The sequence below is a fragment of the Pradoshia sp. Z3_51 genome (genome assembly GCF_058215915.1).
On record NZ_JBZAJC010000001.1, the window covers coordinates 589,301 to 606,561 of the forward strand.

Sequence of the window (17,261 nt, forward strand, 5' to 3'; positions counted from 1 at the left end):
GTTCCATCTCCATCCTACAGATTATCGTAATTACGTATTAAATTGCCTGTTTTGAAATTCAGGTAATAATACCCATAAAGGTCTTTATTATTTTTATAGGTTACTTCCCATAAGGGTTGATTATTTTCCATTCCCAAATGGGCAGACACAATCTTCTTCACATTCTTTTTTTCTTTCACGATTGCAATGGCTTTATTTTTACTAATACCTTCTGAGAGGGCAATAATCTGGCTTTTCTTTTTCTTATCATCCGGCACCCAAACACCGATTTTTTTGCCATCTGCTGTTTTGCCAGTTATTACACTCCATGTCTCATTTCCATTATATAAATAGAAATCATCCACTTCTGTCATTCCAGCTGTTTCTCTGGCAATATCTTCTGCACTCTTTTCAGCGTCTTTCCTGGTGCTGTCACCAGCATAGATAGCCTGAATAAAAAAGCCACTGCCAATCAGGATAATAATCACTATGCTCCAAATTACTTTTTTCATATCTATTTCCTTTCAAGTTATGTACGGTATATTGAAAAAACAGCTGTTTGTTGATCTTGTTTATCTAATGCCAAGCCAAACATTAAATTCTCTTTTTTCAACGTTTTATTTAAAGAATCAACGATTTTATATAAATCATTCGTGTATGTCAATTTAACACTTGATAATAGCTCTACCTTACTCTCCATTGTAAGTCCTCCCAAAACGTAGCGCTCTCGTACACATTATACCAAAATAAAATTGCAAATAGCTTTACTTTACTAAAAAAGCGAGCCAAACATTAAATTCCTTACATATTCCTGTATATTGGCTTTACGTAATTTAGACCATGTTCAAACATACTTCTATCACTCCGAATCAAATCATTCTCGATCAAGACCCATTTGCTGTCTTTTTTATAATTCGGAGAAGTATTAAGCAAGCTTCTTAAATTAATGATTAACTCAGATATTAAATCCTCATCTGGAATCGTGCTGTTCATTTCGACTGGAGGCTCAACCATTAAAATCATTGATCGGCCATTATAAGTATGCCAAACCTGATCCCAGCCAGTGTAATTCATTAAGAGAATTGATTGGTCAACAGCAAGATGATTTCGCAGCATTTTCATGGCAGAACCGGAGGATAGTCCCTGAGCCTGCAACTGTATGTGCGTAAATTCTGCTAATCCCTTCATGTCATTATATCTTGTTTTTAATGATTCTTGTGATTGAAAAAGAAGGATTAAGGGCTTTTGTTGCTTTTTCACAAAATCAATCAGCGTATATCCCGACTTTTCCTTCAATGGAGTCAATATCGTTAAATATTGCTCTTTTACCGGGGGGATCACCAGGCTACTCAACTTGTTTTCCTGAACACCTAATTGTTGTGAAATAAAATGGAAGGATCCACCTACCGTCAAGACATCTGAAATAAATAAAATATGGCTATCCGGCTTTAATAAGTTTCGATTAACCCATTTTGAGACCGATAAGGGCTGGGCATATATTTGGACTGAATTTCTATTTCCCTTTACATTCCAACTCGCCCAAACCTCATCATTTGTATCCAGACTCTTAAAAAACCTATTTAAAGTAACTCGGATTAAATTTATTTCCCCCGATAATTTTGTTAATTCATCAATAATGTTAAATTGACTTCGCTTTAATTTTTCAATTGGTACTTGGTTCAACTCACCAAGGATCTGTTGAAATTGTACTACTAATAAACCGAGAGAGTCATACAGATCATTGGCTTCTTTTAATAATTGATCCATGTATTTTTTATTCTCCAGCTCAGAAAAATCAAGCTTACATTGCACTCTAGGTCCGTCCATATCCTTTTTGCTTTTCATTCCATATGTGAACAATGCCTCAAAAAAACTCTCCACACTGCATGCGATTTCTTCCAATAAAACAGCCAGTTGATTTTCATTATATGGACCGGTTGTTTTTTCCTTTAAAAGTAATATGACAGATCTCAGTAATTGCCGATTATCCAAAGTTCCAATTTTATTCAAGAGATTCCTCACTTCTACATAGCTCAGCTCTTTCGTTAATCCGCTTTCAACAGAGGATGGAAAATAATTAGCTTCCTCAAGTACTATATTAGGGCACTCGCTTAAGAAATCCCCTGTTTGAATATCCGAAATTAGACTGTCATGAGTACTAAGAATAATCTTTGCCTGCTTAGCAGCCAGCATCTGTCTCGAATAGAAATCCCGTTCCGTCCACGGCTTAAGCAAGCGTGGATGCAAATGGGCATGGTGGGCTACTTCCTTCCAATATTCTCTTCCCCCCGAGGATAAATTAAGCTCTTCCAAACAGCCTGTATTTGTCATGGTTAACCAGACTAATATTTGCATTTTTGCGATTGTACTTTCATAATTTTGTTGTTTTTCCCGCATCGATTGCTCGAACTTCGGCAAACTTAAATACTGCTCCTTAGAATGCAATATGCTAACTTGATTTTGAATCATTTTAGAAGAATAATCCCTCTGAAAAATACCCATTAACTGTTCAGCTGTATGTTTAGTATGGGCAGCTATGGTTACCTGTACATGATTTTCATTGGCATATTCATAAAAGGCTTTTATATGTCCGGTAAAATCCCGTGTCCCATCTTCTACTAAACTAACGTTATGACTCTTAAAGCTCTTCTTTAATATGTTATGTAACGCTGATTCATCAAGAGAAATATGTTTTTTTTCATTCTCCTGTTGTGTTAGGCTTTCAATTGATTTCTGCCTAACAATTGCGATACCACGATAAATATCTAGATCTGGTCTCCATGGCTCACTCATCGTTGAATATTCATTTAATATCTCAGCCAATAATTCTTTAAGCTCGCTTTTTAATAAAAATGATAATCTGTATAATGATTTAATGGTAGGTTTCGGCAATTTCTTTAATTGTTTGTAAAACTCGATAAACAAAAGAGCCGTTACATAAGCATCACTGTCTGCTTGATGTGGCCGCTCATGAAGAAAGCCATAGGCTTTTCCTAACTCCTCTAGTTTAAAACTCGACATTCCAGGATTGACGATTTTTGCTAGTTCCACCGTATCTACGGTATATCCAAGAAAACGCTCATACCCTACACGTTCCAATTCAGCCTGTAAAAATGTCAAATCGAATAATACGTTATGAGCAACAAAAACAGCCTCATCCAATACACCAATAATGTAGGGTGCCAACTCTTTAAATGTCGGTGCATTCTCCACGTCTGCATCCGTAATACCGGTTAATTCCTGTATGAATAGAGGGATGGACCTCCCTGGATTTATGTAAGATGAATATTGGTATGTGATTTCACCATTTTCAATGACGTTAGCCGCAATTTGAATGATGCGATCACCATTTTTAGGATTATTACCTGTAGTCTCCAAGTCGATTACTACATACTTACTTTTCATATTTAACACCTGCTCACTTCTTCTCTAACTTGCTTCTGTTTAGCTGATGGAAAAATTCACAATGGCACCTTATTTTCCATTTTATTTTTTGGGTCCCCTATCATACACTCTTCATATCATTTATCGTTACCCATTATCTACTGTTATATCAAAACCAGCCTTATTAATCAAAGAAGAATGAAGACTATTGGTTAATAAAAAACAAACGCTGGTTCCCTTAAAGATTTAAGGGGATCAGCGTTTGTTCATTAACAAAGTCATTAAATGATCGTTGCCTCTGGTTCGGCTCCAAGCATTTCAACAATTGTATTATACTCATCAAGAACAGCCACTTTAGGCCGATGGCTTCTTACATAAGCTTCTTCTATTAATCCATAGGATATAATGATTATTTTATCACCTTCCTGAACTAGACGGGCAGCAGCTCCATTTAGGCAGATTACACCACTGCCTCTCTTACCGGGAATGATATATGTTTCAAAACGTGCACCATTATTATTATTTACAATCTGAACTTTCTCATTTGGAAGCATATCTACCGCATCTAATAAATCTTCATCAATTGTAATACTGCCTACATAGTTTAAGTTTGCCTCAGTAACTGTTGCTCTGTGAAGCTTTGCTTTCATCATATTGCGAAACATAATCTTACCCCCTTATATGACTATAAATTTATGATAATGTTGTCGATTAAACGAACAGACGTATATTGAACCGCCACTGCAAAGATGATTCTTTGATCATGCTCTGTAATCTCACTCAAGTCCGGATAGGATAATCCTTCAAAATAATCGATTTGACCATTGATATGGGATTGCAAATACTCTTTCCCCTTTTCAAGCGCTTCCGCGGGACTGGCACCTTTTTGCAGCTGAGCTTTCACTTTGCAAAGACTTTTATAGATAAATGGAGCTTCTTCTCTTTCCTGCTCTGTTAAATTAATGTTTCTGGAGCTTAATGCAAGACCATCCTCTTCACGCTTAATCTCAACACCAACCAGTTCAATCGGGAAATTAAAGTCATGGATAATCCCTTCTACTACAGCAACCTGTTGAGCATCCTTCAGTCCAAAATAAGTTCGGGTCGGATGGACAATAGTGAACAATTTTGTCAGAACAGTCGCCACTCCATCAAAATGACCCGGTCTGGATTTTCCGCAAAGTACATCGGTGCGCTCATGCACTTTTACCGTCAGGGTTTGCTTATCCCCATACATTTCCTGAACTGTTGGATAAAATAAATAATCCACCCCTGCATTTCGTGCCAGCTCTTCATCCCGTTCCATATCGCGTGGATATTTATCAAAATCCTCATTAGGACCAAATTGAAGCGGATTTACAAATATACTGATAACTACCACATGATTTTTCTCTCTTGCTTCTTGAATAAGTGATAGATGTCCTTCATGCAAATATCCCATAGTTGGGACAAATCCGATGGAATGTTTCTTTTCCCTCTCTAAATCAAGTACTTCACGCAGTTCGTTTATCTGGCTGATAATCTTCATTTTTCTCCTCCATACAATGAGGCTAGTTCTTCTTCCTTCATCGTGAATGAGTGATCACGATCCGGAAAAATTCCCGATTTCACTTCTTTTATATGCTCAGACAAAGCATAGCCAATCACATCATTTAGATTAGCATAGGATTTTACAAACTTGGCCACTCTGCCTACACCATATAATAAAACATCATGATAAACGAGAACCTGACCATCCGTACCGTTACCAGCACCAATCCCGATTGTTGGGATTATTAGTTCATTCGATATATGTTCAGCGACCTGATAAGGTACACATTCAAGCACAACGGCCATTGCCCCGGCTTCTTCACACTTTTTCGCATCCTCCAAAAGTTTAATTGCCGCCTCACTTGTTTTACCCTGGACTTTATAACCTCCAAGTACACCAACTGATTGCGGTGTTAAGCCTAAATGCGCCACTACCGGTATACCTGCATCTGTCATCGCTTTTATTTTGCTAATAACATCTCCGGCACCCTCCATTTTGACCGCATCAGCCCCTGCCTCCTGCATAAGTCTTGCAGCATTTTTTAACGCTTCCTCATTTGTTGTGTGATACGTCAAAAACGGCAGATCCGTCACGATAAATGTGTTAGGTGCGCCTCTTTTAACAGCCTTCGTATGATGAATCATATCCTCGATAGTGACAGGAACAGTAGAATCATATCCTAAAATAACCATTCCAAGAGAGTCACCTACAAGAATCATATCGACCCCCGCTTGTTCTGCCAGTTTAGCAGATGGATAATCATACGCAGTCAGCATTGAAATTTTTTCTCTGTTTTCTTTTAGTTTCAAAAAATCCACAGCAAATTTCATTTTTTCTTTCCTCCTTTTCATTCCGAGGAGAGAAAAACCTATTTACCAAATAAAAAATCCTTCTAATTACAGAAGGATGGATTGGCATAATAGCTTTTATCCCTCTGTCCCGGTCCTTTCTTGGATACAGGCAGAATTATAAATCTATTTAAAATGACTACTATACAAGGTGCAGGTCGTTTCCGCTCCCGCCCTTCTATGAATTATAACATTCAGTCATTTTTATATGCCATATATTAACTCATTTTCAATTAATTTCTTTTTTTAAAAACAACCGCTTAATATTGTCCATTATTGATGCACAGTTATATCTCCGGAATAAACCAAATGGCTTTTTTGCTCATCATCCATGATAATCAATACACCATCATCATTAATTCCGGTTGCCAAGCCAGTTAAAGATCCTCGCAGGCTTTGGACGGTGACCTTCTTCCCAATGGTAATGGTAAGCTTTTCCCAAAGCTGTTTTATTGGTTCAAAACCTTTTTCTAAATAAAGTAGATATATATCTTCAAAATTCTTAAAAAAGCTTTGTAAAAATTCAGATCGATCTACTCTTTGTTTCTTCTCGATTAAGACAGAAGTAGCGATCTCTTTTAACTCATCAGGAAACGATTCAAGGGGCTGGTTTATATTCATGCCAATGCCGATAATCACATGATGAATTTGATCGGACTCCGCATGAAGCTCTGTTAGTATTCCCGCAATCTTCCTTCCTTCTACCAACACATCATTTGGCCATTTGATTCCTGCATTCACACCAAATTTGTTTAGTGTCTGAACAACAGCTACAGCTGTTAACAACGTGAGCTGAGGGGCATGGTAGGGAGGAATATCAGGTCTCATAATCATACTTAACCAGATCCCTCCATTTGAAGGAGAATGCCACTTTCTTTTTAATCGCCCTGTACCTTCCGTTTGTTCATCACTAATCACAGCTGTACCATCTTTAGCACCGCTTCCCGCAAGTTCTCTGGCAACAACTTGAGTGGATGAGACTGTATCATAAGAATATATAGATTGTCCTACAAATTCAGTCTGTAACCCCATTAGAATATCAGTGGCCCTTAGAGAATCTAATTTTTTCAAGAGCCGATACCCCTTTTTCTTTACAGCCTCAATTTCGTAGCCTTCCTGACGCAGCTGGTCAATATGCTTCCATATCGCCACTCTTGAACAGCCAACTAAATCAGCTAATGCCTGTCCTGATATATAATCCTCTCCAGCTTTCGCAAATGCTTTGGCAATCTCATGCTTTAAAGTTTGTTCTCTTGAATGAGCCATTGTTTAATTAACTCCTTTTTATTCGGGACCTTATGATCCAGAATTCCGTTAATCACTTCATGCATAAGCTCCTTAATCCACGGTCCACCTGGTTTATCAGCCCATTTCATCAGGTCGTTTCCGGAAACCTCTATAACAGTTTCCTTATGAATTGGCATACGAGCATGCAGATCAGTGATTGCGTCGTAGTCTGGGTCCGCATGATGATATACTGACCAAACCCTTTCCACGCTCAGGGTGTTTTCAAGGCCAAGCTGATAAATGGTATAGGGAGTAAATGAGGAACTCTCTCTTTTCTTCGTTTCACGGATCAACAGACCTATTTTTTTCATTTGACTTGAAGAAAGCTTCCAGTGACTGTATAGGGATTGATCCTGACCATTAAAGAGGGCAATCAAAGCCATCCATTCTTCAAATGATTCACAACGGTTTAAGGGTAGTGCAAGAAACTGCTCTATATGAGCCGCAAATTGACCAAAACCCGGAAAATAGGCTAGCAAACCTTCGTCTGCAGCAATTTTTAACCCTTTTTCTGGATATTGCCCAAGAACCATTTTTTGAAACTCAGCTGTTTTCCGTTCCTGTGCTATATGTAAGAGTAAATCGGCATTTTTCCGTAATGCCGATCGTGTATTTTCATGCAATGTAAACCCTAGCTGGCTTACAAATCGAACAGCACGAAGAATCCTTAGCGCATCCTCACTAAATCGTTCATCCGCCGGACCAACCGTCTCGATTACCTTTGTATGTATTGCTTTTTCTCCATCAAATGGATCATACAATTTTCCATCCTGGTCCATGGCAATTGCATTCATCGTAAAATCTCTTCTCTTTAAATCCTCATGCAAAGAGGTTACAAAGATGACTGAATCTGGCCGTCGATAATCTTTATATGCAGATTCTGTTCTAAATGTCGTGATCTCAAACGAGTCTCCTTTATAAAGCACTAATACAGTTCCATGATCAATACCAACGTCTACTGTATGGGTGAAAATTTCCTTTACTTGCTCGGGAGTGGCGGAGGTAGCAATATCCACATCATCAATTTCCTTCCCCATTAAAGTATCCCTAACGGCTCCACCAACAAAATAGGCTTCATACCCCTTCGCCGTTAACTGATCCAAAACAGGACGCGCTCTGATAAATTCCTGGTTCATTCATCCTTCTCCCCATTTTTCAATAATGAATAATACAAGTCCTCATATTGATTCACGATATGTTCGGTTTGAAAATGATCTTTAATTTTATGAATAGCGTTATTACCCATATTCATTCTCAGCGAATCATTTTCAAGCAATTCCAACAATCGCATAGAGGCAGCTTCGATATCTCCTAGCTCGATGGTGTATCCGTTAATCCCATCTTCAATAACCTCAGGAATTCCCCCGATTTTGGTTCCAAGACATGGAACGCCATAGATCATCGCCTCAAGAAGTACTAACCCAAAACTTTCTTTTTCTGACATAAGGACACATACATCACTAATGGAATAGAGCTCCTGTAGATTTTCCTGTTTTCCTAACAGAATTATTTTCTCCTGTAAGCCCATTGCTTTAATTTTTTTACTTACAAAAGACATTTCCGGTCCGTCGCCTACTAATAAAAGTTTACTCGGTATTTTGTCTGCCACGGCTCCAAAAGTGTCTATGATATCAGGTACACGCTTCACCTTCCGAAAATTCGAGACGTGAATGACAATTTTTTCATCTTCTTTAATTCCAAGCTCTGCTTTTAAATTAGCCACATTACCAGCATCCGGTTCAGGCGCCGGATAATCGATAAAATTATAAATCGTTTGAATTTCTTGATCCGGTTGAATTAAATCATATGTCTCTTTAACAAGTTCATGAGACACGGCCGTAACCGCATCGGATTTTTCAATAGCGAACTTAATCATGTCCTGCAGAGAAGAATCATACCCTAGTATCGTAATATCCGTACCATGGAGAGTCGTTACTACCTTTAGGCCAGAGGAGGTCATTTGCTTGGCCAAAATTCCGCAAACGGCATGCGGCATCGCATAATGGGCATGAATGATATCAAGCTCTTCCATTTTGACCACCTCGGCTATCTTGCTGGCCAATGACAAGGTATATGGAGGATATTGAAAAACGGCATATTGATTAACTTCAACCTGGTGAAAATATATATTTGAGTATCGCTTTTTTAAGCGGAACGGTACACTGGATGTTATAAAATGAATCTCATGTCCCTTCTCCGCCAGCTTAATTCCTAATTCGGTCGCAACAATCCCTGATCCGCCGACAGTAGGATAACAAACAATTCCAATTTTTAACTTTTTCATTTCTTTCCACCTAACAAATCTTGATCAAGTAAGAGAGGTTTTTTCGTTCTAAATCCTTCTGCAAATAACACGCCTGCCTCTCTTCCATATGCCCGCTCTCTGCCTTCGATTGCTTCGAGATATCCTTCTGTAAGAGGGGTCACAACCCCATCATCCGTTTTAATAAATTGAGAGGAATAGCTTTTTAAACTGGATAATTTACAATGAAAATAGCTGCTGATATCCACACAAAAATCGGGCGGATGAAAGCTATTAATCATGTAATAAAAAACATGCTTCGGCTTATGGGCCTCCAGCTTACTTTCATCCTCATATTTCCTAATACCAGCTGAAAAGACAGCCTCTTCGACCAAAGCTGCACAATGTCCATGATCCGGATGACGGTCAGGAACAGCGGGTACAAAGATGATTTCAGGCTTGTATGTTCTTATAACAGAAACAATCTTTGAGATGTTTTCAGGTGTGGGATATAATTGCCGATCTCCGATATTTAAATTCAAGCGTTCCTTTACACCTAAGATAGCAGCTGCCTGTTTGGCTTCCTTCAATCTGTTTGTGGGAGTACCATTCGATGAAAGCTCCGCCTCGGTTAAGTCACAGATGACAACGGAATGGCCTAATTCTGTATATTTTGCTATTGTGCCCCCCATTCCGATTTCCACATCATCGGAATGGGCGCCAAAACATAGTATGTCTGTCTTCATTGTGGGCATATTACTCCTTTTCCCTAACTATATTTCTCCATTTAAGGTCTCCGCGTTCTAAACCATGTATTAACATTTCAGCCGTTCCCATATTAGTTGCCAATGGAATGGAATAAACATCCGCCAAACGCATTAAAGCGGACACATCCGGTTCATGCGGCTGCGCAGTCAATGGATCTCTGAAGAAAATAATAATATCAATATCATTTACTGCAACCATCGCCCCAATTTGTTGATCTCCCCCGAGTGGTCCGGACTGATAACGATGAACTGACAGGCCTGCTTCATCCTGTATTCGCTTTCCCGTTGTACCGGTAGCAAAAAGCTGATGCTCTTTTAGGATATGTTTATACGCAAGCGTAAATCGAATCATGTCGTCTTTCTTTTTGTCATGTGCAATCAATGCGATTTTCATGGAACAGTGCTCCTTAATCAATAATATTTTCTAATCCATATACTAATTCTTCTATATTCATGACGGTTTCCACCGACAATTTAACTCCGCTCATAAAAGAGTTTCGATCATATGAATCATGTCTTAGAGTAAATGTCTGACCTTCTCCGCCGAACATGACCTGTTGATGCGCAACAAGTCCAGGTAAGCGTACACTATGTATTCTCATTCCTTCATAGTCTGCACCACGTGCACCTTTTATTGTTTCTTTTTCATTTAAATGTCCCTGTTTTTTTATTTGTCTTTCTTCAGAAATTAATTGTGCTGTTTTTATAGCTGTTCCTGAAGGAGCATCAAGTTTTTGATCGTGATGCAATTCAATAATTTCGACATCCGGAAAATATTTAGCTGCCTGCTTGGCAAATTTCATCATTAACACAGCACCAACAGCAAAATTCGGTGCAATAATACACCCAATTCCGTTTTCTTTTGAAATTCTTTTGATTTCATTTAAATCTTCATCTGAAAAGCCGGTCGTTCCAACAACCGGACGGATATGGTGTGATAATGCTGATAATGTATGGATTCTTCCAGACTCCGGAGTGGTCAAATCAATCAGTACATCCGCTTTAACTTCAGAGAAACATTTTTCATGATCTGTATAAATTGGAACATCTATACCGGTAAATCCATCTATTTCACTTAATTTCAACCCATCATTCTTATGATCCAATACAGCTACTAAATGAAAATGTTCTGTATTCATCACTAAATTTACTGCTGCTTTCCCCATTTTACCTCGCGGCCCTGCAATTATGACATTAATCATCAATCATTCTTCCTTTCTTGTCCAACGGTCTTTGTCCCTGGAATTGAATTTCTCCATCACCCTGTCATGTGCATCCTGTAAATCAATATTCAGCGAATTGGCCATACAAATTAGCACAAATAAAACATCTCCTAATTCTTCTTCAATTGCTTTTTCTGTTTCAGATTCTTTTTTGGGTTTTTCACCATAATAATGGTTAATCTCTCTCGCCAATTCTCCAAGCTCTTCAGTAAGTCTCGCTGTCATGGCAAGCGGACTGAAGTATCCCTCTTTAAATTGCCCTATGTATTGATCTACTTCCTGCTGTAAGTCAGCGATTGTTTTCTTATGTTCCATACAGTTACACCCTTTTCTCTTAATGTTAGCGTATTTCTTAGTTATCGAACAATAAATATGATAGAATGCAAAAGGATATCATTCATTATTTTTCCTCAATTGTACACTATAATAATAATTGAGTTAGCAAGAAAGGGGTTAGAATGTGTTTTTCAACTTAAAGCTTAAAAACGTCATACTGATATTATTAGGGGCTGCAATAATGTCTTTTGGCCTTGTTCATTTTAATATGCAAAACGCATTAGGTGAAGGGGGATTTACAGGGATTACCCTTTTAATTTATAACTTAACTGGTATTAGCCCTTCAATTACCAATATTTTATTAAATATACCTCTTTTCTTTGTAGGATATAAACTGTTGGGCAAAAAAACCTTTTTGTATACACTTATCGGTACCATCGCTGTATCTGTATTTATTGCGATTTTCGAAAAATATCAAATACATATTCCTTTAAAGGATGACCTAATGCTCGCGGCTTTATTTGCAGGTGTGTGCATTGGCGTCGGTTTAGGAATTATTTTCCGTTACGGCGGAACGACTGGCGGAGTCGACATCATCGCACGGCTCATGTTCAAATATAAAGGCTGGAGCATGGGAAAAACCATGTTTATGTTTGACTTCTGCGTTATCGTTTTATCACTCGTAACGTATTTGGAATATAAACAAGCCATGTATACACTTGTCCTCGTTTATATTGGCAGCCGTGTAATTGACTTTATCCAAGAGGGTGCATATGCAGCCCGTGGTGTGATGATCATAAGCAACTCCAATTCCGTGATAGCTGAAAAGATTAATCAACAAATGGAACGCGGTGTTACATTACTCAAAGGGGTTGGCTCATATACCAAACAGGAGCGCGATGTGATTTATTGCGTTGTAGGCAGCAATGAAATTGTACGCCTTAAGAGCATTATTACATCCATTGATCCACATGCATTTGTTTCCGTATCTGTCGTACATGATGTACTTGGTGAAGGATTTACGTTGGATGAAAATAAAAATCCGCTTGAAAAATAAGCAATATAGGAAAACCCCCTTCATATACGAAGGGGGTTTCTCTTATTAATCTTCACCATTCATGCCGGTTAGCATAAATACAAATCGTAACAATTCAAGTACAGCAACTGCTGCAGCTGCAACATATGTTAAGGCTGCGGCATCTAAGACTTTTTTCGTTTCTTTTTCTTCATCAGCCCTGATTACACCTAAAGCAACAACCTGTTTCATAGCACGGTTAGAAGCATTGAATTCAACCGGCAGTGTAACGAATTGGAATAACACGGCTGCCCCCATAAACAATACTCCCAGCCATGCTAGATTTAAGCTGCCAAGCAACAGCCCAGCTAAAATTAAAATCCAGGAAAAGTTAGAACCGATATTAGCAACTGGTACTAGCTTATGACGGATTCTCATAAAGGAATAATCTTCTTTATCCTGAATGGCATGGCCAACCTCATGAGCTGCGACAGCGGTGCCGGCGAGTGAATGACCATGATAGTTACTTGATGATAATCTTACCACTTTATTTGTAGGATCATAGTGGTCACTTAATACTCCATGTGTTTCTTCTACTCGTATATTGTACAAACCATTTTCGTCCAACAACTTACGGGCAACTTCCGCACCCGTGTAACCATTCGATGCAGGAACCTGTGAATATTTCTTGTAAGCCCTTTGAACTTTCATTTGTGCATAAATTGGGATAATTAAAAGCAGTATAAAATAAATTAAAAAGCTCATTTATATCCTCCATTTCATTTCTGTTATTTATAGTTGTGTTATGGTAATTGTAATAATGTCGTATTACATCTGTCAATGGATAGATATTATTCAAAATTTTATCAAAAATTCTGTTTTTTCTTTTTTGTATGAAGCTGATCATCTGAAGCTTTATATTTCCTCCATCCAACATAGGATAAGGTCATAATTATAATACTTCCAGTTGAAATGATTACCCACCAAAGGGATGGATCTGCATCATCTTTTTCTGCTTCCTCAAATATATCACGCAGCTGCTCCTCTAAGGAAATCATATCAGTTTGTGATTGATCAGAAAAGACTTGCGGACGATATTGATCAATGAATTGAATATGGGCATCCACTTGCTGAAAACGTTCAGGTGTTACATCTATTTTCAACGATGGATATATAATATTGTAAATCGTTAATAAATGATTTAATTTTTCCTGAAAAGCAATGGAATCCTGTTTCTGGATCGATACCTTTGTTTCCCCTGCAGCAGAGATCATGCTATCCTTTAAACTCGCCCATAATGGTGCGCCATCACTATGAACAGCATCAAGTACTAATCGGAATTTCGTTATTTCATTGATTACTTCATCATCTGTTTTTTCTTTATTTTTCACAGTTTGAATGGCTTCCTCATAGGCAATCGTTATAATATTAATTTCATCCATTGTATAGTTTGAGCTCTCAATTGCCTGATCATAAAATTTATCTGAAAATGCTTCCAATAAACGCTCTGCTTCATCACGTCTATCTACTTTTGCAAATTGAAGGGATTGATCAGCAAGGGTCTCTAACGAATTTTGTTTATCAGGTCCGTTAGCATAGGTCGTAATGAATCCTGATGATATTATAATGGCTATTGAGATAAATAAAGATTTAAACTTCATAAAAATATCCCTCCTCATACTACTTAATCGTATGTGTGAAGGGACAAGACTAGAACCATTTATTGCCTGAGATGAATGGAGTATATTTCCCGATTTTTACGAAGAGTAAACCAATACCCTACTCCAATCGAAAGTACACTCAGCCAAAAAGTGAAATAAGCAATTTGAGGGATATACTGATTCAAAACACTATACGTCGGCATCATCCCATAAACATAATCAATGATTTCATTATGTAACACGACAATCCCAGCCACGGTTAAATGCCATGGTTTAACCCGATAAAATGGAGCATAAAGAATTCCTTCAATTGCCATTGCAGCATGCGATAGAATCAGCATGACAGCGATCAAAGATACATAACCCTCTACAGAGAAAGTTAAAATATTCATGACAACTGCCCAAATACCATATTTAAATAGAGAAACGATTGCTAAGGCTTCAAATAAACCAAAATTGCGCCCTAAAAGCCAGCCAATAACAGCAATACAAAAAAATAAACTGGCAGTTGGACTGTCTGGTACAAAAGCAAGAAAGGCTACTGGTGTTATTTCAAGCTGCCCTTTATACCAATAATATCCGTATATTGTTCCCAAAAGATTAACAGTGAATAAAATCCATAAAAATGTCCGATTTCTTAATACAGCATAAAGCCAGCTATTCATAATATCCTCCATCACAATCTGAATTATTCCAAATAAAGTTGCTCGATTACTTGATTTTCAGCCAAATCATCCCTACTCTAAATTTCTCTCTAAATATGAGCTTTTCAATTCAGGTGGAAGCTCACTGGCCATCCCATATTATTAATAATACAAATAACTACACCTCATTTGTCAACATGATTACGACGACTATGACAATCATCTTAGCAGATAAAAGGGGTACTCATCTGAGTACCCCTCAAAAAAACATTATTCCCCTTTTGAATCTCCGCCTGCATTTGCTCCCTTAATAAATTCTGCCAGAGTTTTTAATTCTTCATCAGAACCTTTAAAAACTGGTGGCATTTTTTTATTTTCGGTACCATTTACAGCGATATGACCGATTTCATCAACCTCTAATTTTGTACCAAGTAATTTAGGACCATTTCCACCCTGTAAGGAGTCCCCATGACAGCTTACACAGCCTTGGCCTTGATATAATTTATATCCCTCTGACTCTTTATCGATTGCTACATCCTCAACAATTTGTCCTTGCAGCTTTGCTGCTGCCCAGTCATGTTGAGAAACAGTTTCCCATGTTAGGTAAAATATAGCTGCAAATGCAAGCAACATAAAACCTACTGGGAAAATCCGTTTAGTTGGTTTGCGTTCCGGTCCGCGATCCAGAAACGGTGCAAGCATTAATGCACCAAAAGCTAGTCCCGGAATAACCAAAGCCCCGATTAAATTATATGGCCCGGAAGCATATGAATATTTAAGCAATTGATACAAAAACATAAAGTACCAGTCAGGTAAAGGCGCATATCCCGTATCTGTTGGGTCAGCAATCCTTTCGAGCGGTGATGGATGGGCAACTGTAAGACATAAAAAACCTACTAAAAATACAGCACCTACCATCCATTCTTTCAGCAAGAAATTGGGCCAAAAGGCTTCTGTTTTTCCTGGATACTCTGAATAATCTTTTGGAATATTCGGTTTTCTATCTGCGCTTATCCTTGAATCCCCTACAAATCTCATTCCTTTACCACGATGCATAAGGATATCCCCTCCTTCGTAACATTTCCATTTTCAACTAATATCTTATAGCGGTCCTGATATTCCCTGTTTGCGTATCATTAAGAAGTGAGCTGCAATTAGTCCAATAAGCGCCGCTGGAAGGAAGAATACATGAATCGCAAAGAAACGCGTTAAGGTTTGCGCCCCGACAATCGTAGGGTCACCAGCAAGCAACGTTTTTAAGTATGGCCCGATGAATGGCACCGAATCGATAATGGTCAACGTTACTTTTGTAGCGAATAACGCTTTCATATCCCAAGGAAGCAGATACCCTGTCAATCCTAGAGCTAGCATTATAAAGAAAATTAATACTCCAACAATCCAGTTTAGTTCACGTGGCTTTTTATAGGCACCCTGGAAGAACACACGAAGAGTATGTAAAAACATCATGACAATGACGACACTTGCTCCCCAGTGATGCATGCCCCGAACAATTTGACCAAAAGCAACTTCATTTTGTAAATAATAAACAGATTCCCATGCATTTTTAATATCCGGCACATAATACATGGTTAAAAACATTCCGGATAAAATTTGAATGACTACGATGAAAAACGTCAATCCCCCAAAACAATAAACAAATGCCGAAAAGTGATGGGCAGGGTTTACATGCTCAGGGACTTCATGATCAGCAATGTCGCGCCATAATGGCGTGATATCCAATCGCTCATCAATCCAATCGTACATTTTATTAAGCATTGATTATGCCTCCCTACACTTCGTTTTCTTTTGCATTGCCCAAGTATAATACTCCATCTTTTTCCTGCTTGTCGTAAACATCGAGCGGCCCGATTGGAGGTGTTTTCGGAATGTTTTTACCATTCTTTTCGTAACGCCCCCCGTGACATGGACAGTAAAATTCATTCTTATGATCTTCTGATCCTTCCCAGTTCACCGTACACCCCAAGTGTTTACATTCCGGAGAAAGGGCAACTATCTTGCCGTTCTCATCTTTGTAAACCCATGCTGTTCTTGTCTCTTCAGCTTCGTACCAACCATCTTTAACCTCAGTTTTATAATCGACACGAGTTGGTGTTTCAGTAATCTCAGATATTTTCATTCCAGTATTAATGAACTCCCCAGATGCATTCGCTTTCAAAGCTGGATCGACTGCAAAACGCAGCATAGGCATAAGTGTTGCCGCTCCCATGAACCCCCCAACGCCCATAAGCGTATAATTCAGAAATTGGCGTCTTGATACTTTTTGGCTGCTCATAAAATTTCTCCCCCCCTTATATCGAAAAAGTCATACAAAATAGAAAATTGCACAAACTCCATAAAACTAGGACATTACAATAATATCCTAATATTTTTAATAGGTCAATAA

At 38.3% G+C, this 17,261-nt stretch carries 20 protein-coding genes; 1 reads left to right on the top strand and 19 read right to left on the bottom strand.

The window, feature by feature from the left end:
* Positions 1-14 precede the first annotated feature (14 nt).
* The 13 genes from AC4BHA_RS02725 to AC4BHA_RS02785 form a co-directional block, all read right to left on the bottom strand.
* Positions 15-491 carry a cell wall elongation regulator TseB-like domain-containing protein gene (locus AC4BHA_RS02725; protein WP_066107378.1) on the bottom strand — a complete coding sequence of 159 codons (477 nt, stop codon included), beginning with the start codon at positions 489-491 and terminating at the stop codon, positions 15-17.
* Between the two features lie 17 nt (positions 492-508).
* On the bottom strand, positions 509-679 hold the full coding sequence (locus AC4BHA_RS02730; protein WP_066107380.1) for a YpmA family protein: 171 nt from the start codon (positions 677-679) through the stop codon (positions 509-511).
* 101 nt (positions 680-780) lie between these two features.
* Positions 781-3,384: an exonuclease domain-containing protein gene (locus AC4BHA_RS02735; RefSeq protein ID WP_490558124.1), complete on the bottom strand. Its 2,604-nt coding sequence runs from the start codon at positions 3,382-3,384 to the stop codon at positions 781-783.
* 260 nt (positions 3,385-3,644) lie between these two features.
* Positions 3,645-4,028: an aspartate 1-decarboxylase gene (panD, locus tag AC4BHA_RS02740; RefSeq protein WP_066107385.1), complete on the bottom strand. Its 384-nt coding sequence runs from the start codon at positions 4,026-4,028 to the stop codon at positions 3,645-3,647.
* A 20-nt stretch (positions 4,029-4,048) separates the two neighbouring features.
* Entirely contained in the window at positions 4,049-4,891 is an 843-nt protein-coding gene (panC, locus tag AC4BHA_RS02745; protein WP_139891743.1) for a pantoate--beta-alanine ligase, read from the bottom strand.
* The gene (gene panB / locus AC4BHA_RS02750; protein WP_066107390.1) at positions 4,888-5,724 is read right to left on the bottom strand and encodes a 3-methyl-2-oxobutanoate hydroxymethyltransferase; all 837 of its coding nucleotides are present in this window, start codon (positions 5,722-5,724) and stop codon (positions 4,888-4,890) included. The genes panC and panB overlap by 4 nt, the downstream gene beginning before the upstream one ends.
* Positions 5,725-6,015: 291 nt before the next feature.
* Complete coding sequence (locus AC4BHA_RS02755) at positions 6,016-7,008, bottom strand: biotin--[acetyl-CoA-carboxylase] ligase (RefSeq protein ID WP_066107394.1); 993 nt, start codon at positions 7,006-7,008, stop codon at positions 6,016-6,018.
* On the bottom strand, positions 6,981-8,165 hold the full coding sequence (locus AC4BHA_RS02760) for a CCA tRNA nucleotidyltransferase (RefSeq protein ID WP_066107396.1): 1,185 nt from the start codon (positions 8,163-8,165) through the stop codon (positions 6,981-6,983). The genes AC4BHA_RS02755 and AC4BHA_RS02760 overlap by 28 nt, the downstream gene beginning before the upstream one ends.
* Positions 8,162-9,313 carry an N-acetyl-alpha-D-glucosaminyl L-malate synthase BshA gene (bshA, locus tag AC4BHA_RS02765; RefSeq protein WP_139891742.1) on the bottom strand — a complete coding sequence of 384 codons (1,152 nt, stop codon included), beginning with the start codon at positions 9,311-9,313 and terminating at the stop codon, positions 8,162-8,164. The genes AC4BHA_RS02760 and bshA overlap by 4 nt, the downstream gene beginning before the upstream one ends.
* Positions 9,310-10,017, bottom strand: a complete 708-nt coding sequence (gene bshB1, locus AC4BHA_RS02770) for a bacillithiol biosynthesis deacetylase BshB1 (RefSeq protein ID WP_139891741.1) — start codon at positions 10,015-10,017, stop codon at positions 9,310-9,312. The genes bshA and bshB1 overlap by 4 nt, the downstream gene beginning before the upstream one ends.
* 10 nt (positions 10,018-10,027) lie before the next feature.
* Entirely contained in the window at positions 10,028-10,432 is a 405-nt protein-coding gene (gene mgsA / locus AC4BHA_RS02775; protein ID WP_066107405.1) for a methylglyoxal synthase, read from the bottom strand.
* Between the two features lie 13 nt (positions 10,433-10,445).
* Positions 10,446-11,240 (bottom strand): 4-hydroxy-tetrahydrodipicolinate reductase, encoded by a 795-nt coding sequence (gene dapB, locus AC4BHA_RS02780; RefSeq protein ID WP_066107408.1) that lies wholly within the window; start codon positions 11,238-11,240, stop codon positions 10,446-10,448.
* A 3-nt stretch (positions 11,241-11,243) separates the two neighbouring features.
* Positions 11,244-11,576, bottom strand: a complete 333-nt coding sequence (locus AC4BHA_RS02785) for a nucleotide pyrophosphohydrolase (RefSeq protein ID WP_066107409.1) — start codon at positions 11,574-11,576, stop codon at positions 11,244-11,246.
* 145 nt (positions 11,577-11,721) lie between these two features.
* Here AC4BHA_RS02785 and AC4BHA_RS02790 point away from each other — a divergent pair, with 145 nt between their 5' ends.
* Positions 11,722-12,594: a YitT family protein gene (locus AC4BHA_RS02790; RefSeq protein WP_066107413.1), complete on the top strand. Its 873-nt coding sequence runs from the start codon at positions 11,722-11,724 to the stop codon at positions 12,592-12,594.
* A 45-nt stretch (positions 12,595-12,639) separates the two neighbouring features.
* On the opposite strand, the gene AC4BHA_RS02795 is transcribed toward AC4BHA_RS02790, so the two are convergent.
* The 6 genes from AC4BHA_RS02795 to AC4BHA_RS02820 form a co-directional block, all read right to left on the bottom strand.
* Positions 12,640-13,317 carry a zinc metallopeptidase gene (locus tag AC4BHA_RS02795; RefSeq protein ID WP_066107416.1) on the bottom strand — a complete coding sequence of 226 codons (678 nt, stop codon included), beginning with the start codon at positions 13,315-13,317 and terminating at the stop codon, positions 12,640-12,642.
* Positions 13,318-13,418: 101 nt separating this feature from the next.
* Entirely contained in the window at positions 13,419-14,213 is a 795-nt protein-coding gene (locus tag AC4BHA_RS02800; RefSeq protein ID WP_066107420.1) for a sporulation protein YpjB, read from the bottom strand.
* Between the two features lie 59 nt (positions 14,214-14,272).
* Entirely contained in the window at positions 14,273-14,878 is a 606-nt protein-coding gene (gene lhaT / locus AC4BHA_RS02805; RefSeq protein WP_139891740.1) for a lipoprotein heptaprenylglyceryl N-acetyltransferase LhaT, read from the bottom strand.
* 249 nt (positions 14,879-15,127) lie between these two features.
* Positions 15,128-15,913, bottom strand: coding sequence for a menaquinol-cytochrome c reductase cytochrome b/c subunit (locus AC4BHA_RS02810; protein ID WP_066107424.1), 786 nt, complete (start codon positions 15,911-15,913; stop codon positions 15,128-15,130).
* A 45-nt stretch (positions 15,914-15,958) separates the two neighbouring features.
* A complete protein-coding gene (qcrB, locus tag AC4BHA_RS02815; RefSeq protein WP_066107427.1) occupies positions 15,959-16,633 on the bottom strand; it encodes a menaquinol-cytochrome c reductase cytochrome b subunit in 675 nt (224 codons plus the stop codon).
* A 13-nt stretch (positions 16,634-16,646) separates the two neighbouring features.
* A complete protein-coding gene (locus AC4BHA_RS02820) occupies positions 16,647-17,150 on the bottom strand; it encodes a Rieske (2Fe-2S) protein (RefSeq protein WP_139891739.1) in 504 nt (167 codons plus the stop codon).
* Positions 17,151-17,261 lie beyond the last annotated feature (111 nt).